Annotated in this window: 21 protein-coding genes and 1 tRNA gene; all 22 read left to right on the forward strand. The window is 70.3% G+C overall.

The annotated features are described in order from the left end of the window. The first annotated feature begins 16 nt into the window (after positions 1 to 16). Positions 17 to 265 carry a hypothetical protein gene (locus F603_RS0124625; RefSeq protein WP_019548605.1) on the forward strand — a complete coding sequence of 83 codons (249 nt, stop codon included), beginning with the start codon at positions 17 to 19 and terminating at the stop codon, positions 263 to 265. A 257-nt stretch (positions 266 to 522) separates the two neighbouring features. Further along, complete coding sequence (locus F603_RS0124630) at positions 523 to 2,364, forward strand: DNA cytosine methyltransferase (RefSeq protein ID WP_019548606.1); 1,842 nt, start codon at positions 523 to 525, stop codon at positions 2,362 to 2,364. Positions 2,365 to 2,473: 109 nt separating this feature from the next. Beyond that, positions 2,474 to 2,788 (forward strand): hypothetical protein, encoded by a 315-nt coding sequence (locus F603_RS0124635; RefSeq protein WP_019548607.1) that lies wholly within the window; start codon positions 2,474 to 2,476, stop codon positions 2,786 to 2,788. Between the two features lie 134 nt (positions 2,789 to 2,922). Further along, on the forward strand, positions 2,923 to 3,882 hold the full coding sequence (locus tag F603_RS0124640; protein ID WP_019548608.1) for a magnesium chelatase domain-containing protein: 960 nt from the start codon (positions 2,923 to 2,925) through the stop codon (positions 3,880 to 3,882). A 64-nt stretch (positions 3,883 to 3,946) separates the two neighbouring features. After that, a complete protein-coding gene (locus F603_RS0124645; protein WP_158678686.1) occupies positions 3,947 to 4,402 on the forward strand; it encodes a hypothetical protein in 456 nt (151 codons plus the stop codon). After that, entirely contained in the window at positions 4,353 to 4,514 is a 162-nt protein-coding gene (locus F603_RS35225; RefSeq protein ID WP_019548610.1) for a hypothetical protein, read from the forward strand. The genes F603_RS0124645 and F603_RS35225 overlap by 50 nt, the downstream gene beginning before the upstream one ends. A gap of 3 nt (positions 4,515 to 4,517) precedes the next feature. Then, the gene (locus F603_RS36315) at positions 4,518 to 4,643 is read left to right on the forward strand and encodes a hypothetical protein (RefSeq protein ID WP_019548611.1); all 126 of its coding nucleotides are present in this window, start codon (positions 4,518 to 4,520) and stop codon (positions 4,641 to 4,643) included. Between the two features lie 165 nt (positions 4,644 to 4,808). After that, the gene (locus F603_RS33620; protein ID WP_019548612.1) at positions 4,809 to 5,756 is read left to right on the forward strand and encodes a phosphoadenosine phosphosulfate reductase family protein; all 948 of its coding nucleotides are present in this window, start codon (positions 4,809 to 4,811) and stop codon (positions 5,754 to 5,756) included. 69 nt (positions 5,757 to 5,825) lie between these two features. Beyond that, a tRNA-Gly gene (locus F603_RS0124665) sits at positions 5,826 to 5,896 on the forward strand. Between the two features lie 32 nt (positions 5,897 to 5,928). After that, entirely contained in the window at positions 5,929 to 7,296 is a 1,368-nt protein-coding gene (locus F603_RS0124670) for a putative antirestriction adenine methyltransferase (RefSeq protein WP_019548613.1), read from the forward strand. Continuing rightward, the gene (locus F603_RS0124675) at positions 7,293 to 8,249 is read left to right on the forward strand and encodes a ParB N-terminal domain-containing protein (RefSeq protein ID WP_019548614.1); all 957 of its coding nucleotides are present in this window, start codon (positions 7,293 to 7,295) and stop codon (positions 8,247 to 8,249) included. The genes F603_RS0124670 and F603_RS0124675 overlap by 4 nt, the downstream gene beginning before the upstream one ends. Beyond that, on the forward strand, positions 8,246 to 8,896 hold the full coding sequence (locus tag F603_RS0124680; RefSeq protein WP_019548615.1) for a hypothetical protein: 651 nt from the start codon (positions 8,246 to 8,248) through the stop codon (positions 8,894 to 8,896). Before F603_RS0124675 ends, F603_RS0124680 begins: the two co-directional genes overlap by 4 nt. Continuing rightward, a complete protein-coding gene (locus F603_RS0124685; protein ID WP_019548616.1) occupies positions 8,893 to 10,473 on the forward strand; it encodes a terminase large subunit domain-containing protein in 1,581 nt (526 codons plus the stop codon). Before F603_RS0124680 ends, F603_RS0124685 begins: the two co-directional genes overlap by 4 nt. 39 nt (positions 10,474 to 10,512) lie before the next feature. Continuing rightward, positions 10,513 to 10,815: a hypothetical protein gene (locus tag F603_RS0124690; protein ID WP_019548617.1), complete on the forward strand. Its 303-nt coding sequence runs from the start codon at positions 10,513 to 10,515 to the stop codon at positions 10,813 to 10,815. Positions 10,816 to 10,856: 41 nt separating this feature from the next. Further along, a complete protein-coding gene (locus tag F603_RS0124695; RefSeq protein ID WP_158678687.1) occupies positions 10,857 to 11,096 on the forward strand; it encodes a hypothetical protein in 240 nt (79 codons plus the stop codon). 125 nt (positions 11,097 to 11,221) lie between these two features. After that, the gene (locus tag F603_RS0124700; protein ID WP_019548619.1) at positions 11,222 to 11,560 is read left to right on the forward strand and encodes a DUF1360 domain-containing protein; all 339 of its coding nucleotides are present in this window, start codon (positions 11,222 to 11,224) and stop codon (positions 11,558 to 11,560) included. Further along, positions 11,560 to 13,302: a hypothetical protein gene (locus F603_RS0124705; RefSeq protein WP_019548620.1), complete on the forward strand. Its 1,743-nt coding sequence runs from the start codon at positions 11,560 to 11,562 to the stop codon at positions 13,300 to 13,302. Before F603_RS0124700 ends, F603_RS0124705 begins: the two co-directional genes overlap by 1 nt. Positions 13,303 to 13,349: 47 nt before the next feature. Next, positions 13,350 to 13,541: a hypothetical protein gene (locus F603_RS0124710; RefSeq protein WP_019548621.1), complete on the forward strand. Its 192-nt coding sequence runs from the start codon at positions 13,350 to 13,352 to the stop codon at positions 13,539 to 13,541. Further along, the gene (locus F603_RS0124715) at positions 13,528 to 17,298 is read left to right on the forward strand and encodes a phage minor head protein (protein ID WP_019548622.1); all 3,771 of its coding nucleotides are present in this window, start codon (positions 13,528 to 13,530) and stop codon (positions 17,296 to 17,298) included. The genes F603_RS0124710 and F603_RS0124715 overlap by 14 nt, the downstream gene beginning before the upstream one ends. Further along, positions 17,298 to 17,498: a hypothetical protein gene (locus F603_RS0124720; RefSeq protein WP_019548623.1), complete on the forward strand. Its 201-nt coding sequence runs from the start codon at positions 17,298 to 17,300 to the stop codon at positions 17,496 to 17,498. The genes F603_RS0124715 and F603_RS0124720 overlap by 1 nt, the downstream gene beginning before the upstream one ends. A 133-nt stretch (positions 17,499 to 17,631) precedes the next feature. After that, a complete protein-coding gene (locus F603_RS0124725) occupies positions 17,632 to 19,311 on the forward strand; it encodes a major capsid protein (RefSeq protein WP_019548624.1) in 1,680 nt (559 codons plus the stop codon). Positions 19,312 to 19,392: 81 nt separating this feature from the next. Beyond that, a complete protein-coding gene (locus F603_RS0124730; RefSeq protein ID WP_019548625.1) occupies positions 19,393 to 20,223 on the forward strand; it encodes a hypothetical protein in 831 nt (276 codons plus the stop codon). The last annotated feature ends 684 nt before the right edge of the window (positions 20,224 to 20,907 follow it).

Genomic DNA, 20,907 nt, shown 5'->3' on the forward strand with positions numbered 1-20,907 from the left:
GAATCGAGGACGTCACATGACCAATCACGGCTCCCAGCGCCGCGCCTACCTCCTGCCCGACGCCGCGTGGGTCGAGGTCACCGAGTCGCCCGACGGGACGCTGTTCGCGTCCGGCGCGTACTGGACGACGGCCGGCGAGCGCCGAACCTTCGTCGGCGACCTCGGCGAGGTCGACGGCGGGAACGGCGTCTTCGACATGAACGAGTGGACGCCGTATCTCGACCGGACCACCGAGGACGTGTGGGAGGCGTTCAACAAGCGCTAGGAGGACCGCGACGGCAGCCGCGTGTTCCGCATCGACCTGGCCAAGACGGCAGCCATGCCCCTCGACTGACCGGCCTGACCTGCAATTCTTGCCCGTTCTTTTACCAACCAAACTTGGGAAACACGGATACCCAAAGCCAGCATGGGAAAGAATGGAAGTAGCACCACAAAGCACCACACCGGCCGCGCGAGCGGGGACGGGGAATCCCCGCTCGCCCGGCCGCCCACCGACAGTCTGACCTCCCAGGAGAACTCCAGATGGCCTATCGACACGACAGCACCGACCTGACCATCCAGGACTGGTTCTGTGGCGCAGGCGGCTCCAGCCAGGCCGCCGAGAAGGTGCCCCACCTGCGGGTGTCCTTCGCGGCGAACCACTGGAAGCAGGCCATCAAGAGCCACATGTTCAACTTCCCCGGCGTCGCGCACTACACCGGCGACATCCGCCGCGCCCCGGTGTGGGCCTGGCCGGTCGCCGACATCCACTGGGGGTCGCCGGAGTGCACCAACTGGTCCATCGCCAAGGGGCAGAAGCGCTCCTTCGCGAAGGCCGTGCAGGGCGACCTCCTCGACCTCTACGCGGATGAGGAGGCCGACAAGTTCCGCACCGCCGGTGACGGCGACCCCGACGGCCCCACGAAGGAGGAGGAAGAGAGTCGGGCGCTGATGGAAGAGGTGCCCCTCTACCTGCGCGGCGTCCAGGAGCGCGGGCAGTTGGTCAAGGCAGGCGTGGTCGAAAACGTCATCGACGTCCGCCAGTGGGCCGAGTGGGACCGCTGGCTCGCCGAGTTTCACAAGCTCGGCTACCACACGCGCGTGATCGCCCTCAACAGCATGCACGTCGACCCCCGGTCCGTGCACCGGGCGCCGCAGAGCCGCGACCGGCTGTACGTCGCCTATTGGCACAAGAGCCTCGGTCGGCACCCCAACTGGGACAAGTGGCTGCGCCCGAGCGCCTGGTGCCCCGACTGCGGCGAGACCGTGGCCGCTCTCCAGGTCTTCCGCCAGCCCGGCCGCGACATGGGCCGATACCGCGCGGCGTACGACTACCGGTGCCCGCGCAAGACGTGTCGCGCGCTCGTCGACCCGGCCGTCCTCCCGGCCGCCGCCGCGATCGACTGGTCCATCAAGGGCACGCCGATCGGATCGCGCCCGAAGTCCAAGGACGCGCCCGAGGGCCTGGCCCCCGCGACCATGGCCCGCATCCGCGCCGGGATCGGCCGCTTCTGGCCGCAGCCTGGCAGCCCCGTCGATGGCAGCGGCGAGCAGGGCGCCCTGTTCAGCGACCGGCAGCCCGACCCCGGCCGCGCCGCGCCGCTCCTCGTCCCGACCGGCGGGACGTGGCGCACGGGCGCGAGCACGACCGACGTTCCGATGCCGACGCGGACCACGACCGAGGGCGACGGACTGCTGATCCCGCCGCCGCTGCTGGTCCCCTGCGAGGGCCGCGACGGCAAGAAGGCGATGCGCCTGGACGACCCGCTGCGCACTCAGACCGCGCGAGCGGAGACCGCGCTCGCGTACGTCCCGTTCTCCATCCCGATGCGCGGCGGCGGCGACAAGGAGAAGGCCCGCCACATCAGCGAGCCCCTGCACACCGTGTCGGCCGGCGGCAACCACCACGGGCTGGTGACCTGGCCGGGTGCGATGGTGATGCGGAACAACGGCTCACGCGGAGACGGGGGCGAGCACTGCACGCCGGTCACCGAGCACCTGCGCACGATGACCACCGCGGGCCACCAGTCGCTCGTCACCTGGGATCACTTGCTCGTCCCCTACTACGGCACCGGGCAGGCCCGCCCCGTGAGCGACCCGATCGGCGCCCTGCCGACCCGCGACCGGTACGCGCTCCTGGAGAGCGGCGAGTACGACATCTCGAAGGTCCTGTTCAGGATGCTCCAGCCGCACGAGATCGGCCGGGCGATGGCCTTCGCGGACGACTACCGCGTGCTCGGGTCGAAGAGGGAGCGCGTGAAGCAGTACGGCAATGCCGTCACCCCGCCCGTCGCAGAGGTGCTGCTGTGCGCGCTCGTCGAGTGCGTCACCGGCGAGGACATCGACCGCTACGCCGACCCGAACCGGCTGGCGCTGGCCGTCTGATCTGCGAGTTTCCCTGAAAAACATCCCCCCAAGCGGGTTACCCAAAGCTCACTTGGGAAGAATGTTTGTAGATCCACTCATCCACCAACCACCCCACAGGGAGACCCCCATGCGCGCCACCATCCGAAGGGCCAAGTACGCGGACATCGTCACCGACGTCACCGCCGCGATGGCCGGGCTGGAGATCGACGACACCGCCACGTACTACCGGCTCACCGAGGTCGACCGGCCGGGCCAGACCCCTGCGATCACCGAGGAGATCCTGAGCGGCTACCAGACCAGGTCGCACATCAGCCACCAACTCGTCCTGGACATGGAAGAGATCGAGCAGCACGGCCCGGACGAGGTCACCATCCGCCGCACCAGCCCGTACGCGATGGGCAACGGCGGGCGCCGGACCAGCACCTACACGAGGGTCTGCTAGCTGGCGGCGGCCGGCGGGGCGCGTGAGCGAGGGAATCCCACCGGCCGCCAAACGCAGCCCACCGACAGGGCCTTGCGACCCGAATAGGCGCGTGAGGCCCACCGTACCCCCCATTCAGATCACTGGAGGAACGCGTGAGCACCAACACCACCACCGAGACCACCGCGACCCGCGAGTTCATCATCGTCGGCCAGGACCAGGGCACCAGCTACACCCTGTGGGACGTCGCCCCCGCCCCGACCAACGACACGAAGCGCGCGATCGCACTCGAAGAGATCGGCGTCGAAGCGATGGACGCCCTCGGCGAGGTCACCACCGTCTGGGCCACCGACGCCCGCGCGGCCGTCGACCAGCTCGTCGCGGACCTGCGCGAACAGTCCGGCCTCGACGACTACACGCTCAGCCCAGCCAGCCAGATGGAAGCGTACGGCCCGGCTGGCGACATCGCCCCGCCCAACGAGCCGTACGGCAACGCCGAGACCCTGGCCGCCGCCGGGACCACCGCCTACCGAGTGGCCGCATCGAGCACCCCCGGCCTGCCCCTCTTCAACGTGTTCGGCCTGCCCGCACACCACGACGCCGAGACCCGCGACCGCGTACGCGCGGGAGTCGTCAACAGCGGCCTGACCTGGCCCCAGTCCAACCTGGCCATCCGGGTCGACCGCACCACTGGCGGACCGGCCGAGCGGCGCAGCAGCAGCCTGGACCTGGCCATCGCCTGCGCGGCCGTCGCCGCGACCAGCCAGCTCCCCGCCTCCTCCCTCGACGGGATCGCGCTGCTCGCCGAACTCGGCCTCGACGGCAAGCTGCGGGCAACACCCGGCCTGCGCGACCAGGTGCAGGCCGTCGCCCAGGCCGGAGCCCCCGCGGTCCTGGTGCCGGACGTGGTCCTCGACGAGGTGCGCACCGCGGCCGACGTCCGCGTGCTCGGCGCCTCGACCCTCAGCGAGGTGCTGAGCCTGCTGACCGGCCACGCCCACCACCCGCAGGAGTGCGTGCACTGCACGGACCACCGCGGTCCGCACCGGCCGTGCACCTACCGGCAGCCCTGCACCGACTGCCGGGAAGACGGCATCGAGCCCGTCGGCGTCTGACGCGCTCACCCTCCGGGGCGGCACGGGCGAGCACCCCGTGCCGCCCCGGCCGTTCCTCACCGCCATGACCCGAGAGGACTCCGCGATGGGCTTCGACCTCAGCACCGTCCGCTTCACCCGCTACGGCCCCGACCGCTTCCCGGCCTGGACGCCGTTCGCCACCCGCGGCTACCTGTTCACCGTGCCGGGCGACTACCCGGTCGGCCTCCCCGACTTCCTCCACGTCACCAACTCGGAGATGGCCGTCTACCGCACCCGCGCCTCGGGCACCCAGATGTGGGAAGTCCGCGACGCGAACGGCAACCGCCGCGTGTGGGGAGAGGACACCACCCGACGCGGCGCCGTCGGCCTGGCCCTCGCCGAGATCGCCCGCAAGCGCCGCGAGAACGCCGACGAGATCCGCGACCGCCGCGTCAACCTCCTCGGCCCTGGAGCCCGAACCGCCGTACCGCGTCGAGACCAGCGGCGCTGTGGAACTCGTCCTCAGCCCCGCCGGAGTCGGACGTCTCACCCGCATTGAACCCAACGGCATCGGCCAGGCGGCGACGTACCGGTACAGCGAGCTGGCCACCGGCAAGGAGCGCACCGTCGCCGCCGACGGACCGGTCACCCTCCAGACGGTCGCGGCCTGACTGTTGCACACCAGGTGCGCGTGCCCCGCACCGGACCTGGTCGGCTTCCACGAGAACCGCGAGGACGCCACCGCGTACCTGACCGAGGAGTACGACACCTGGTGGCCGTGCACCGGCCCCGCGGCCTGACCGGCACGCCCGTGGGGCCGTGGCCACCGGCCACGGCCCCACACGGCCGTCTAAGCCCCCCACCCGGCCAGGCTCCCCCTCCTCCACGCGGCGGCAACGCGGCCGACACAGGCCCCGCCACCGGCCGCCCCACCCCCGAACCGCACCGACCCGAAAGGCTCCCGGATGACCAGCGCCGGACAGATCAGCCTCAACCTTCCCGGCCTCGACGACGGCCCTGACCTCGCCTCGTACCGCTGGCTGCTGGCGAACATCAGCGGCGGCAAGGACTCGATGGCGATGCTCTACGAGCTGGTGCGCCAGGCCGACGCCGCCGGCGTCCCCCGCGACCGCATCGTGTGCGTGCACGCCGACCTCGGCCGCGCCGAATGGGCCGGCACGCGCGAGTTGGCCGCCGAGCACGCCGCCGCCTACGGCCTGCGCTTCGAGGTCGTGGCCCGCATCGGCGCCGACCTGGTCGACCGCATCGCCGAGCGCGGCATGTTCCCCGACGCCTCGAACCGCTGGTGCACGTCGGATTTCAAGCGCGGCCCGGTGCGGCGCCTGATGACCGCCCTGGTCCGCGAAGCCGAGGCCGCCGGGCACCTCGGCCGGGTCCGCATCCTCAACGTCATGGGTCTGCGCGCTGACGAGTCCCCGGCCCGGCGCCGCCTTCGCGCCTTCTCCCACGACGGGGCACTGACCTGCCCGTGCCGGGACTGCCTGCCGCGCCGCGCCGCGCTGGAGAGCGCTGAGCGGCGCGGCGTGCCCTGCCCGAAGGACAAGAAGCCCGGCCACGGGGCGTCGAACACCCTGCGGCACGTCGACACCTGGCACCCGGTGCACGCCTGGTCGACCGCCGACGTGTGGGCGGCCGCTGAGCGGTCCGGGCTCCGCCCGCACCCCGCCTACGCCGACGGGATGCCGCGCCTCTCCTGCTCGTTCTGCGTCCTCGCCTCGCGGCCAGCCCTCGTCCGCGCGGCCCAGCTCCGCCCCGAGCTGGCCGCCGAGTACGCCGCCATCGAGGAGAAGATCGGGCACCGCTTCAAGAACGACGTGTCGATGAAGGAGATCATCGCGGAGGCAGCCACGGCATCGTCCGAGGTCACAGCCATCCCTTGCTGGACGGGGTGAGCACCTGGAGTGTGTGTATCATCCCTCTCCGCGTTTGGCCGTTCTGACAGCGGCGCGGCCGAACGCACTGCGCCGGTAGTGACAATGCAGCACACCCGCCTTCCGGGCGGGAGGTCCAGGTTCAAGTCCTGGTCGGCGCTCTACCCCACTTCCTCACCACGCGGGGGCTCCGATGTTCCATGGTTCGATTCCGGCGCCCCTCCGCTCGATCATCTACGAGCACGCCGGGGCGTGGCCCGAGACCGACATCTACATCGGCTGCTCCGGCAACTTCACCATCGAACGCGTACTGCACTCCCGATTCGGGAACACGCGGCCGGTCCACGGCAACGACATCACCGCGTACTCGTGCGCCCTCGGCTGGTTCCTCGCCGGTGAGGAGCTGCCGTACGAGCTGCGCGACGAGTACGAAGACGAGCTGGGGTGGGTCCGCCCGTACTGCGAGGACCGCACCGACCGCCTCGCCACCCTCATGCTCGGCACCCGCTTCCTCCAGTACGTCGGGAAGGAAGGCACGTACTACCGGCGGATGCTCGACGCCACCCGCGACCAGTGGCCGCGCATGCACGAGAAGACCGCGACGAAGCTCCGCGCGCTGGAGACCCGCCTCGGGAGCTTCTTCGTCGGCGACGTCCTGGACTACCTCCGCGACGAGGTGCCCGACGAGGCCCCCGTCGTTATGTTCCCCCCGTTCTACGCCAAGGACTACCAGGCGCAGTTCGCGAGCATCGACGCCGCGTTCTCCTGGCCCGAGCCGTCGTTCAACGAGCTGACCGAGGACGGCAAGGAAGAGATCATCCGCCTGGTGCAGGACCGGCCGCACTGGGTGCTGGGCCTGCACATCGAACGCCCGGAGCTGCGGCACCGGCTCGCCGGCGTCGTCCAGACCGCGAACCGCGGCCTGCCGATCTACGTGTACGCCGCCGCCGGGCCGCGCCGCATCGTCCGCCCCCGGCAGCCCGTCGAGCCGATTCCCATGCAGAAGATCGGCGTGGGGGAGGAGCTGGGCGACAAGATGACGCTGCACGTCCTGACGGGCGGGCAGTTCGCCGGCGTCCGCTCCCAGTTCATGTCCAAGACGATCAAGCCCGGCAGTCCCCTGCTCGCGTGCGGCGTCGCCGTCGACGGAAAGCTCATCGGCGCGTTCGCCTACCTCCCGCCGAAGTTCGACCCGGCGACCGCCTACCTCATGTCCGACTTCCCCGTGTCGTGGACGAAGTACCGGCGCCTCGCGAAGCTCATCGTCATGGCCGCCTCCACCAGCGAGGCGCAACTGCTGCTCCAGCGCTCCCTGTCCAAGCGGCTGACCGGCTGGGCCACCACGGCGTTCACCGACCGGCCCAACTCGGCGAAGTACGGGCGCGGCATCCCCGGCGTGAAGCTCCAGAAGCGCTCCGAGCCCGGCGACAAGGGCGACGGTATCCACCGCTACCAGCTCCAGTACGGCGGCCCCCTCGGACGGTACGACCTCGCCGAAGCCCTGGCCCTGTGGAAGCGCAAGCACGGCAGCGACATGAAGAAGAACGAGGACACCCGATGAGCGACAGCACCCCGGCCCCGCCCGCGCAGACGATCCGCCCGCGCCTCGTCCGCCGCGACCCGCGCGCACTCACCCCCCTCGACATGAACGCCCGCTACATGCGCAAGGAGGAGTGGGACCGGCTCGTCGAGAACGTCGCCGCGGACGGCTGCCTCACCTCCGTCCCGCTGATCTACGGCGCCGGCGAGTACGAGGAAGGCCGCGAGCTGATCCTGTCCGGGAACCACCGCACCGCCGCCGCGGTCGAGGTCGGCCTAGACGAGATCGACTGCATGCTGATCGACGACCCCCAGCAGAAGGACGAGCTGCTGGCCCGGCAGCTCTCACACAACAGCATCGCCGGCCAGGACGACCCGGCCACGCTCAAGGCGTTGTACGACCAGATCGAAGACGTCGACTGGCGCGCCTACTCCGGCCTCGACGACGAATCGCTGAACCTCCTCGCCGAAGTCGCCCCCGAAGGCTTGTCGGAAGCGAACCTCGACTTCGCCACAGTCAGCCTGATCTTCCTGCCGAACGAGCTGGAAGCGGCCCGCACCGCGTTCAACGACGCCCGCATGGGCCAGACCGAGAGCTGGCTCGCCGCACGCGCCGACTACGACCAGACCCTCGACACGCTCGCGTCCACGCACGCCGCGCACAAGGTCGGCAACGTCGCGACCGCCCTCCACGCCATCCTCGGCATCGTCGAGGCCCACCTGACCGATCTCCAGGCCGGCTACCAGTCCCCTCAGGGCGAACCCCTGCACTCCGGACTCGTCGGGCTGGAGACCGTCCTCGGCGCCCGACACCTCCCCGCCCCCGCGGCCGTCACTCTCAACAAGGCCATCGCCGCCGCAGAAGGACGCGGAGAGATCGAGCAAGGACAGGGCTGGCGCCTCCTGGAGCGCCTGGCAGGTGAGTACCTGTCCGGCCCCAACCACGCCCCCTCTGAGCCCGCACAGACGTCATGAGCCCCACCCCCACCCCCATCAAGCTCGACCCCGCACTACCGCCCTGGGAACAGCAACCCGGCGAGACCCCGAAGAAATACGGACAGTTCATCACCTACCGGGACCTCGGACGCGCCCGCACCCTACCGAGGGCTGCGGAACTGCTACAGCGCCACCCCGTGACCGTCCGCAAAGCCAGCGCCGAGTTCCGGTGGCTGGAGCGCGCCGAGGCGTACGACCGGCACCTGGACAAGCTGTACGAGGCGACGTGGCTGGAGGAGCGCCGCAAGGCCGCCGAAGCAGACGCCCGGATCTTGGGCGCGGCGATCGGCAAGGTGGCGCAGCGCCTCCCGTCGCTGAACGCGCAGGAGATGAGCGCGGGCGACGTGATCCGGCTGATGGACGTGGCCATGCGGCACCGGCGCGCCTTGTTCGGCGACCCTACGGAGACGATCGTCGTCACCAGCGAAGCCGCGTCGCCGCTCGCCGGGAAGTTGGAGGAGTTCGCCGGGCTGCCCGTCGACCAGCGCAACGCGCGTCTGGCGGAGCTGGCCGCGACCGTCACCCGTCGCGTCCGCGCCGTCGAGGGCGCCAACGATGACGACGAAGAGGCGTACCCGGCCGGCCAGGGCAGTGGCGGCGACGGTGAGGGCACGGGCGGCGAGTGAGCGCCCTTCCCCTCGCCGACGAGCTGGCCCACCTCGACGACGTCGCGGTGTACCAGCAGCTCACCGCTGCCGAGCAGGCCGTGAGCCGGGACCTGCTGCGCGACCCGGTCACCCTCGCCCGTGGGCTCGATCCGACGTTCCGGATGCGCCCGCACCTGCGGCTGATCGGCGACGCGCTGGCGGGTGTCGAGCGTGGGGAGTACGACCGGCTGCTGATCCTGACCCCGCCGCAGGTGGGCAAGTCGACCACGGTGGCGGAGTGGTTCCCGTTCTGGTGGCTGGCGGTGCACTCCGGCGACCGGATCGGCGTCACCTCGTACTCGGATGACCTGGCGCTCAAGCGGGGCAAGACGATCCGCGGCTACGTGGAGGAGTACGGCGACGAGTACGAGCTGCGGATGAAGGCCGGGTCCGGCGCGATGCAGGACTGGGCCGTCACCGCGGGCGGCGGCGTCCGCTCCGTGTCCGTCGGGAAGGGCCTGACGGGGCACTCGCTGAACGTGCTGATCGTCGACGACCCGCACAAGGACCGCGCTGACGCTGAGTCCGAGGCCAGCCGGCGGGCGCTGCACGACTGGTACTCCTCGACCGCGTTGAAGCGGCTCCAGCCGGACCGGAACGCGGTCGTGTCCATCATGACTCGCTGGCACCCCGACGACTTCGCTGGCCGCCGCCTCGCCGAGGAGGGTCGGCTGGAGGACGGCGGCCGGTGGAAGGTCATCCACCTCCCGGCCATCGCCGACCCGAAGTTCGGCCCGGACCCGCTCGGCCGTGAGCACGGTGACCCGCTGCCGCACCCGAAGATCCCCACCCGGGACCGGCGGGCGCTGCTGGCGTGGTGGGCGGACATGAAGCGCACGAGCATCGTGCGGGACTGGCACGCGCTCGCTCAGGGCGACCCGCAGCCCGCCGAGGGCGCGCTGGTGTCCGAGGAGCTGCTGCGCCTCATCCGTGACACCAGCAGCCGGGTGGAGCCGCAGAAGATCGCCGTGGCGATCGACCCCTCGGGCGGCGGCCGGGACGTCGCCGGCGTCGTCGGGGGGTTCCTCGGCGACGACGGCCGCGTGTGGATCACCGACGACGTGTCGGCCGCCATGTCGTCGACGGACTGGTCCCGCGCCGCGTGCATGCTGGCACACCGCACGGATGCGGCGATCATCTACGTCGAGTGGAACTACGGCCGCGACATGTGCGAGCTGGCGATCCGAACGTCGTGGGAGACGCTGCAACGCGAGGGCGAGATCCCCGACGACGTCCTCATGCCGCAGATCGCCCCCGTCCGAGCCAAGCAGGGCAAGCTGCTCCGCGCGGAGCCGGTGGCGCAGCAGATGGTGCAGGACAAGGTGCGGCTGCGCGGCGTGTTCACCGACCTCGAGCGCGAGTGGGCGACGTGGATGCCCACCGACCCCGACAGCCCCGGTCGGATCGACGCCTCAACGGTCCTGGTGTACGGCCTCATCCCCGATGCGAACGCCGGCGCCATCGTCCACGCCCCGTTGCCCCAGGCCCCGACCAGTCCCCAGGGGCAGCAGCCACCGCGGGCCGCGTCGCCGTACGGCCGCCGCATCGGGAAGTGAGCACCGGAGCGCGCCGGCTGCCCATGGAACACTGACGGGATGGACCACTCCAGCACTGACGCGGCGCTCCTTGAGTACCTGGCGCGCAACCCGAAAGCCCAGCACGCGGCCCTGCACGACCCCGAGTACGCCGCCGAAGTGCACCGCCTGCGCATGGTCCTCGACAGCCTCCACGCCGCATTGAGCGCCGAGAAGATGCCCGCCGAGGCGCGGCATCGGGTCGGCGCCCGCCTCGTCGCCGACTGCCTCGGCACCGACGAAGCGAACGTGCGGATGAGGGACCAGGCCCGGCGCGCGCAACAGCTCCTCACCCAGCCCGCCGGGTTCGCGCCAGTTGACTGACGGGTCGTACGCGAAGCGGCGCCTTCCGCCACACTGTCCGTGTGCAAATGCCTCGCGTGGAATGCCCGGCCGGCCCTGTCGCCGGGAGCCTCGGCCGGGGCCGCGTATGGCGCCACGACGCCCCCGGAGAGCGCCGGAAGAACGCTGACGGCTCCCTCGTCTCCTGCCGTGGCTCCCTGGAGATCCTGGACCTGCCGATGCCCGCCCACCAGCTCACGTTGGGCGAAGCCGTCGACGAGCATGACCAGACCCACGCCGAGCTGATCACCGCCCTGTTCTGACCCCGCACAGTTTTTGATCTGAAAACGGGGCCTGAGCTGCGGAAACCTTGCCGGAGCAGGGTGCGCGGAGTGGTCTATCATCCACCGCTGACGTTGGCCGGATGATCTCCGCATAGGGGGCGGCAGTGCTCAACCTCCCAGAACTCGCCCTCCTGGCCCTGGCCGGGTACCGCGGCACACAACTCGCCGTGCACGATTCGATCCTCGACCCCGTGCGGGACCGCATCGACGCCTGGCACCAGAACAAGCCCGAGTCGACGGTGCGCACCGCGGTGGTGACGCTGATCTCCTGCGTCTACTGCACCGGCTGGTGGGTCGCCGGCGCCCTGCTCCTGACGTGGCTGCTGGTGACCGGCACCTGGTCGGACGCGCCGCTCCTCGCGCACGGCGTCGAATGGCTCGCAGTCGCCGGGGCAGCCGTGCTCCTCAACCGGTGGGACGACGAGCGCAAGGCCATCGTCTGATGGGCAGTCAGGAGATCACCGCAGCCGCGTCCCGCTACACCTCCCGAAGAATCCGCGGGAAGGGTACCGGGGACCAGTCGTGGCAGCACCGCGCCTACGACATGTACCACCAGGTGCCCGAAGTGAGGTTCGCCGCCTCGTGGATCGGCAATGCCATGGCCGGCGCCCGCCTGTTCGCCGGATGCCGTGACGACGACGGCTCGATCGACCCCGCGCCGCCCGGACACCGCGCCGCCGAGATCGTTGACCAGGTCGCTGGCGGCGCCGACGGCCAGGCGAAGATGCTCGGCGCGTTCGGGAAGCACCTGACCATCCCGGGCGAGGGATGGATCATCGTCCGCCCCAACGACCAGGTATTGAGTCCCTATTCGCCGGAGCATGGCCACGACTGGCGAGTCCTGTCCGTACGCGAAGTCCGCCAGCAATCAGGGAAGCTCACCGCTGAGATCGACGGCGAAGACGTTCCGATCTCCGAGGGCGACCCCGAGTCGATGGACTCCAACGCGCCGATCGCCATCCGCGTGTGGGAGCCCGACCCCGAGCGTGCCATCGAGGCCGACAGCCCTGTCCGCTCCTCGCTGGATCTGTTGGAAGAGCTGATGCTCCTCAACGCGGCAGTGAAGGCCATCGCTCGCTCCCGGATCACGGGCCGCGGGATCATCCTCGTCCCAAAGGGCACCAGGTTTCCGTCATCGGCCACCCAGGGAAACGGGGACGACGACCTGATCGAGGTCTTCATGACCATCGCCGAGACCGCGATCCGCGATCCCGAGAGCGCAGCGGCGACTGTCCCGATCATCTTGGAGCTGCCGGCCGACACGATCTCCGACTTCAAGCACCTCACGTTTGAGTCTGAGTTCGACGATCTGGCGTTGAAGTTGAGGGAAGAGGCCATCCGCCGGTTCGCGACCGGTCTGGAGATCCCCGCCGAGATCCTCCTCGGCCTTGGCGACGTGAACCACTGGGGCGCCTGGGCACTCACCTCGGAGGCGATCCGTCTCGGCATCGAGCCGAAGCTCGCGACGCTCGCGCACGCCCTCACACAGCAGTGGCTGCGCCCCATCCTCGAAGCCGAAGGCGTGCAGGACTGGCACCGCTGGCTCGTCTGGTACGACACCAGCCCCCTCCGCGTACGCACCAACCGATCGGAGACGGCGTTGCAGGCGTTCGACCGAGGAGTCATCTCTGCCGACGCTCTCCGCAGGGAGACCGGGTTCGACGACTCCGACGCCCCCACCACAACGGACACACCACACCGCAACGGCCGCAACAACGATGACGACCAGGAGGCGGATACCACTACCCGCGGTCCGAACCCGACCCTGCCGGTCGATGAGTCCGAAGCCGAACCGGACACCCTGCCCGCCTCCACCGCGGCCGGCCCCGGCCCAGGGCTCCTCGCCGCCGCCGACGGCCTGATCTGGTGCGCGCTCACCGCGGCCGGGGAGAAGCTACGCAAGACCCCCGCCTGCCCCCGCTCCGAACGAGCCAAGGCCCGCGGTGTCGAACCGGCCCGCCTGCACACCCTGCTGCCCGTACAAGTAGACCAGGTCGACCAGTGGCGGCTCCTCGACGGCGCCTGGCACCGCGTGCCCGAGATCGCCGCCCGTTACGACCTCGACGCCGACTGCCTGACCGCGTCCCTCGATGGGTACGCCCGCGAGCTGATCGCCGCTGGGGTCGAGCACGAGTACCGGCTCGTGCCAAGCATCCTCACCCCCTGCGTGGACGGCGACCAGTGAACCGGCCTCGCGGCCCCCGCACGCCGACGCACACCCCGAGCTGCGGCATGTCGCTGCACGCTGGGCGCCTTCGGTCCGGCTGGTGCCCCACGTGCAAGGCGTACACGTACCTGACCTGTGGCCTGCTGCTCCTCACCGAACAGGGCGTCGCCACCGTCGGCGAGCTGTGCTGGTGCGAGATCTGCGACGACCTCGACGACCCGCCCCCACTGAGGAGGATCGACCGTGCCGGATCGTGACGCCCAACTCGACGCCGCCGAGGCGCGGTTCGCCCAAGACGTGGCCGCCGCGCTCACCGGCACGGCGAACGAGTTCGCCGACGCCCTCACCGACGCGACCGAGCTGGTCGCCGCCCGGTTCTCCGTCGGCCGCATCGCCCGCATGTGGAAGGCCCGCGTCACCGGGCTCGTACGCAGCCTCCTCCGTATTTCCGAGACCGCCGCTCGGGCATCGGCGGACGACGGCGACACCGAGCTGCCAGATGGCTGGGACGACCTCCCCGGCCGCTACGACGACCGCAGCTTGCCCGACAGCATCGGCTGGTACGCCACCATGACCGAGGACCTACTGAACGCTGTCGGCGACCGTCTCGCCGAAGCCACCCGCGGCGAGCTGGCAGCAGGACTCGACGCCGGCGAAGACGTCGACCAGCTCCGCGACCGACTGCGCGCCGCGTTCACCCGCGACGGCGCGAAGCTCGGTCCTGGACGTGAAGTGCGCATCGCCCGGACCGAGGCAAGCCGCGCGTGGAACACGGCGACGCTGGCCGCCGCGCGCGACGCCTCCGGCCCGGACAAGCCGCTGGTGAAGCAGTGGATCACCCGCCACGACACTCAAGTACGACACGCCCACGCGGATGCTGACGGGCAGATCCGGCACCTCGGCGAGCCGTTCACCGTCGGCGGCGTCTCGATGGACGCCCCGGGTGATCCCTCTGCCCCAGCTCGACTGGTCATCAACTGCCGCTGTCGCCTCGGAATCGCTCCCGAACTACACGCCGCCGCTTCGGAAATGAAGGCGCCTCCGCGGGCTGGCGTCTACGAAACAGAGGAGAACATGAACGTGACCGCTGCCGACAGTCGGCACACCGGCGCGATGATCGCCCTTGTGCCCACAGCCGAGGACGCCGAGCGCCTAGCCCTCACCCACCCCGGCGGCGAGCCCGCGCACGAGCTGCACCTGACACTGTTCTACCTCGGCGACGGCGCCGACTGGGCCGAGGGCCACCGCGCAGAACTCATCGATCAACTCCAGCGTCGCGCCCCGCACTTGGAAGGTCACGTTCACGGCCGCGCCTTCGGCGCGAACCAGTGGAACGCCGACGGCGACGAACCATGCTGGGTATGGGCCATCGGCGACGACCGCGACGCCCCCGACGACAACCCGCGGCTCGACAACGCCCGCAACACCGCAATCGACGCCCTGGCCTCGATGCGCTGGCAGCCAGATCTTCCCGCGCAGCACACTCCGTGGGCCGGTCACGTCTGCGCCGCCTACTCCCGCAGCCCCGCCCTGCTTGCGGCGATGACCGAACGCCTCGGCCCCGTCCGCTTCGACCGACTCCGGGTCGCGTTCGCCGGGGAGTACACCGACATCCCCCTCGGCCCGGAAGAGGAGCAACCCCTGGTGGGAGAAGACACCGACGGCCCCGCTCTGGCCGCCCGCGCCTGGTCCACACCGGGCGATACTGCCCTGGCGTTCGAGGATGAGGAGACCGGCGACGGTCGCGTGTTCCGGCCGGGGTCCCTGTACTGGGCCGGGCCCGGCCCGTGGCCGCTCCAGTACGCCGACGAGATGCTGATGGGCCACGAGGGAGCCGAGCTGGCCGGGTCTATCCAGTCGATGGCCCGAGACGGCGAGCGGATCACCGCCGCCGGCGTGCTCTATCCCGGCCGCCCCGCCGGCGCCGACGCCGTGATGCTCCTCGAAGAAAACGCACCGCTAGGCGTGTCCGTCGACCTGGACGATGTCACCGTCGAGTTCGTCGACCGCACCATCGACCAGAACGAGGTGGCACTCGTCGCGTCGCTGCCGTCCGCGTCCCTGCTCCGCCTCGACGACGGCTCGTGGGCGCTCACCGCCACCAGCATCACCGAGTGGACGGCCTCCACCGGCGGCTCCCTCTCCCGCACCACGTCCGGCACCCAGCTCTTCACCGAGCCGAACGGGCACGTGTCCGCTGCCGCCGTACAGGCTGCGCTCGGCCCGACCGGCACGCTCACTGCGGCGGCCGGCGACCGTGACACGGACACCGGCACCGTCGTGCACTCCGAGTCGGCCGGCGACCTGCTGATGCGCGTCACCCGCGCCCGGCTGCGCGGCGCCACCCTCGTAGCGATGCCCGCCTACGACCGGGCGCGGATCGTCCTCGACGAGCTCCCGGCCGGCCCGCCCGCCGCCGAGGAGGAGACGACGGCCGCCTCCGGGCCATCCGAGACACACATGCGCGTCGTGCGGTACGTGAAGGCTGCCCCCGTCGCCGTCGGCGCTCGCGAAGTCGCCCGCGCGTTGGGCATGAAGATGACCTCGGTGCGCGGTCACCTCGCCCGCGCGGCGAAGGTCGGCCGCCTGGTCCGCCTCGCGCCCGGCCTGTATGTCGGCCCCGCCACCGAGGGCGCTGACCTTGCCGCCTCTGCGTCAGGAGATCTCGACCTTCCGGTCCACGACGACCGGGATCGGACTTGGGACGGTGACGCCGCCCGCTCCCGCATCCTCGAGTGGGCCACCGACGGCGACGATGTCGACGCCGACAAGCTCGGCGCCGCGTTCCTCTACCGCGACGCGGACACTGACCCTGCCACCGTCGGGGCGTATAAGTTGCCCTTCGCCGACGTCATCAACGACCGGTTGGAAATTGTCGCTGCCGCCGTCTACACCATCGCCGCCGTTCTGCAAGGCGGGCGCGGCGGCGTCGACATCTCTGAAGACGAGGCGGACACCATCCGGGGCCGTGTGGAGACCCTGTACGGGCGCCTCGCGGATGCCTTCGACGATCCGAGCATCGTCCCTCCGTGGGTCGATGACGACACCGACGACGAAGGGGAGGCGGCGGCAGCGGGTTGGCGAGACCTGGAGGCGTCCGCGTGGACGGCGATGCGTGAGGCCGACCCCATGCCCGCCGCGTGGTTCCGCGAGCCCACGGAGGCCGAACTTCCGCCCGGCAGCGGCGGCGTGCACTACGCCGACGGCCGGATCTACGGATGGGTTGCACAGGTCGGCGAGCCCCACGCAGGGTTCCCGGGGAGGAACTTGACGATCGAGAGCCTGGGCCGGATCGACCTGACACACTTCCTGCGCGCAAAGTTCAAGCTCGACGACGGGTCGATGGTGAAGGCGGGCGCCTTCACGATGAACGCGCCGCACCACCGTGACGGCGCCGAATGCGAGTCCGCGGCCTGCCAGTTCGACGACACGAGGACGGTCGCCGGGATCGTCACCGTCGGCATGAACTCCCGCGGCATGTGGTTCTCCGGCGCGGCGGCGCCCTGGCTCAGTGAGTGGGACCGGAACGTGTTCTCCGCGTGCCAGCCGAGCTACCACATGAAGCAGGGCAGCAACGAAGACTGGCAGCTCCGCGCTGTCCTGTCCGTGCCCGTCCCCGGCCACAGCTCGCCGCTGCGAGCCACCGCAGTTGCCGAGCGGTCGAACCTCGCTCTCGCCGCATCAGCCGCCGTCCGTACCGGTCCGGGCAGTGCGTCAGACACCGCCGCGCGCGGTGACCTTGACCAGGTCGGGCACCGCACGGACACGGTTTCGAACAACGCACGTCGCGCGTTCGGACCGGCACAGCGCGGGGGGAGCGGCGACATCGACTCCGTCGCGGCATCGCTCCTCACCAGCGTCCCGTTCATCGACGGGCTCCTCGCCGTAATGGACCGTCGCCAAGAACAGCGCGACACCGAAGCACGCGATGAGGCGCGCCGCCTCGCCGCGTCCGTCATCGCCCCGGCCCGCGAGGAGATCGCCGCCGGGCCCACCACCGAAGGAGATGCCTGATGGCTTGCTCGTGCCAGGGGAAGCGGCAACAGTTCGAGGTCGTCAGGGCGGGGAAGGTCCTCTTCACCTCCGCATCCGAAGCCACCGCTAAGGCCGTGTCCGGCCGCTACACCGGGAGCACCGTACGGCGGAGCCCGAAGCCGGGCGATAACTCCGGCAAGAACAACAGCGTCTCGGCGAAGACCATCGACCGCGCCTGACGTGGCTTGACACCGTCCCGAGGGACACCAACGAATCCGGCTAGACTGGCGCGCGGGACGGCCGCAGAGTCGTCCCGCGCGCCGCTGGTTCTGGGCCGGGCACTCCATATGCGACACCGGAGGCCCGACTTCCATGTCCGATTTCGAAGTACCGGAAGACATCAGCGCGCTGACCGACGACGAGCTCGCGGAAGCCCTCGCCGGCGCCGTCGAGGCGTTCGACGCCAAGTCCCAGTCGACCAGCGTCACCAGCAAGGACCTGGAGTCGTTGCGGTCTCTCGCAACTGCGGTCGACTCGATCCGTAATGAGCAGGTCACGCGCCATGAGGCGGCTCAGCAGGCCGCCGCCGAGATCGACGCTCTCGCCGCGCAGGTCCGCGGCGGCGAAGCTCAAGCTGACACCGACGACTCTTCTGGCGAGAGCAATGACGCCGGGGGCAGGCAGACCGCTGCCGCAGTCGAGCCCGACCCGGAGCCCGCCGCCGAGGCGCAGCAGGAGCCCGAGTCGCAGACTGCGAGCGCGGCCGTGGTGCAGAGGCCCGCTCTCAACTTGGCCGGTGTCCGTCGCCGTCAGCCGCGCGTTCTCCCCGAGGCGCCAGCCCCCGGGACGTCCATCACCGCGGCCGTCGACGTCCCGGGCTATACCCCGGGCGCCCCGCTCGACTTCAGCGACATCACCGCCGGGATCATCTCCCGAGCGAACGCGCTGAAGACGGCCGGGGGCGGCGTCGGACAGGTCATCTCCTACCGGCACCCGTACAGCCAAGATCTCATCGTCACCGACTCCTCGTCGGCTCCAGAGGGCACCACTGTGGCTATCCAGGCGTCGAATCAGCGGCGCCTGCCGAAGGGTGACCTCATTGCGTCCGGCGGCTGGTGCGCTCCCAGCGAAACGGTGTACGACTTGGTCGACGTGGCGTGCCCGGACATGCTGTGGGACGCCCCCGAGATCCAGCTCGCCCGCGGGGGCCTGCGCTACTACAGAACGCCGTCGCTCGACGTCTCGGCCATGACGTGGGTCCACACCGAGGCCGACGACATCAGTGGCGCCACCAAGCCGTGCTTCCAAATCCCGTGCCCGGACCCGGAAGAGGTCCGCTGTGACGCGGTCGGTGTCTGCCTCGAAGCCGGCATCCTGACACAGCGACACTTCCCGGAACTCGTCGCCTGGTACCTCCGCAACAGCATGGTGGCTCACGAGATCAGGATTAGGCAGGTCCTGTTCCAGCAGGCCCTGGACAATGCGACGCCGGTCACCATGCCCGTCACGATGGCCGCCCTTTCCTCGGTATACGCGGCTGTCGCGCTCCAGGCCGCCGACCTCATCGAGCGGCACTCCCTCTGTGAGTCCACGGCAATCGAGGTCGTGTTCCCATGGTGGTCGCGGAACGCCTTCCTCGCCGACCTTGCGCGCCGCAACGGCGTCTCCAACGACCAGGTCAATCCCGAAATGGTGCAGCAGATGTTCACCCCGCTTGGCGTGAGCATCCAGTGGGCGCGCGGTCTGGGCCCGGCAGTCCCCAGCGACATCGGCGGTCAGACGCCTGCCGTCGAATGGCCCTCGGAGTTGACGTTCCTCATGTACCCGGCTGGCCAGCTCCAGATCGGTCGTGGCGAAGAAGTCAACCTCGGAGTCATCCACGACAGTGCGAAGTTCTCCACGAACGATTACACGGCTCTCTTTGCAGAGGAATGCGTCGCCCTCGTCGACCGCAGCGTGGACACGCGTGCTGTGACGGTGCCCATCTGCCCCGACGGCGCGTCCGGAGCGCAGCTTGAGATGGCCTGCGCCAGCGAGTCTCCGGCGATTTGAACTGACCCGCCCCGCGAACACGGTGGGCCGGCGCTTCGGGTGGTATCGGCCCACCGCCTCGAACCAAGGAGGTGAAGCAGCATGGCCGCAGGACTCCGCAAGTACGTCGAAGCGATCGACGGAATCCCGTTGCCGCACGGCATCCTCAGCACCCCGTGTACCGACGTACGAGACGTAGCTGACGAGCACGAGTTGCTGGGCGTCGAATGGCTCGCACTCGGCTGCTGCCCTGTCCAGTCGTGGACCGACCCGTGCCTGGACGAGTCCCCCGGGGACACGTCACCAGGTGGGAAGGAGTTCTGCCGCCCGGAAACGGAGGTCGCCGAGCCGATCACCCTGTACGCCGGCGCGGAGTGCTCGGCGATGGGATGGTCGTACGCGGAGGCCCGCGAGCACGCTGAGGCTACGCTTCTACTCGGCGAACAGCAGGGCCTCGAAAACGCCTTCTGGCAGCAGAAGCTCGCACGCGACGCTGTCGACCTGACTCCGCCGGAGGGCCCGCTGAGCATCGCTGCGGGCATTGCCGCGCTGGAAGGCTGCCTCGCCGAGTCGTACGGCGGCGCCGGTGTCGTCCACGTCCCCGCCGGGGCAGCCGCCCTGCTCGGCTGCTGCGACCTCGCCCAGCAGCCGAGCACGGGCGGCCTATCTACCCTTGCCGGAAACTGCGTGATCATCGGCGCCGGATACGGTGCGGAAAACACCGGCCCGGGCGGCGCCCCGGGCGAGCCCGGAACTGCCTGGTTGTATGCCACCGGCCCGCTGGTGGTCCGTCGTGGACCGTCTGTGACGACCCCTGACCACCCCGGAGCGTCCGTCAACACCCAGAACAACGACCGCAGGGTGTTGGTCGAGCGGACGTACGTCGTCGGCACGACGTGCACCGTGTGCGCCGTGAACGTGCAGATCCACTGAGGGGCTGTCGTGATCCACGTCCAACCCGCGGTCGAGCAGCGCCAGTCGTTTGCCATGTGGGCAGTTACCCAGAAGCCGAAGGTGCGCACCGTCGGCCCCCATACCTTCTCGGTACCGCCTGCGCTGTTCACACGGGTACCGGAGCGGGTGCTCATCGGCGCGCTCGTCGACGGGCACCGATACCTCTCTCCCGAGGAAGACCGACAAGAGCCTGCTGTGATTCCCCGCCAGACAGACCCCACGCTCACTGAACTCGACGCGTTCCCGGAGTCCGTCACTGCCTCAGGCGGGAGTCGGGCTGGGACAGCGCCGTCCAAGCTGGGCGAGCCGCACCCTGCTTCCCCGGACACAGTTGGCCCAGCGCCGACACCGGCCATCAAGCAGCAAGGCGGCCAAGGCGACACTGGCGGCGGCCCGTACGCCTGCACGGTCTGCTCGCGGGACTTCGCAACTGCGCGCGGCCGGGACACTCACCACCGCCGGGCCCACACCGCAGGGGGGCCGGTGTCTTACACCGTCGCCACGTAACAGGCCAGGGGCAAGCGGCAGTTGTTGGGTGGTCCGCGCTGCTTGCCCCTTCGGGTTGGGTGTTCGACGTGCTCGTCGTCTGCTGGTTCCGTCCCCCTCTCGTCCGGAACTGGTAGGGCGGGGCGGCCCCAACTCGATCGGGGGTGCCGGTGTTCG

The sequence above is a fragment of the Streptomyces sulphureus DSM 40104 genome, from assembly GCF_000381025.1.
Taxonomy (GTDB): domain Bacteria; phylum Actinomycetota; class Actinomycetes; order Streptomycetales; family Streptomycetaceae; genus Streptomyces; species Streptomyces sulphureus.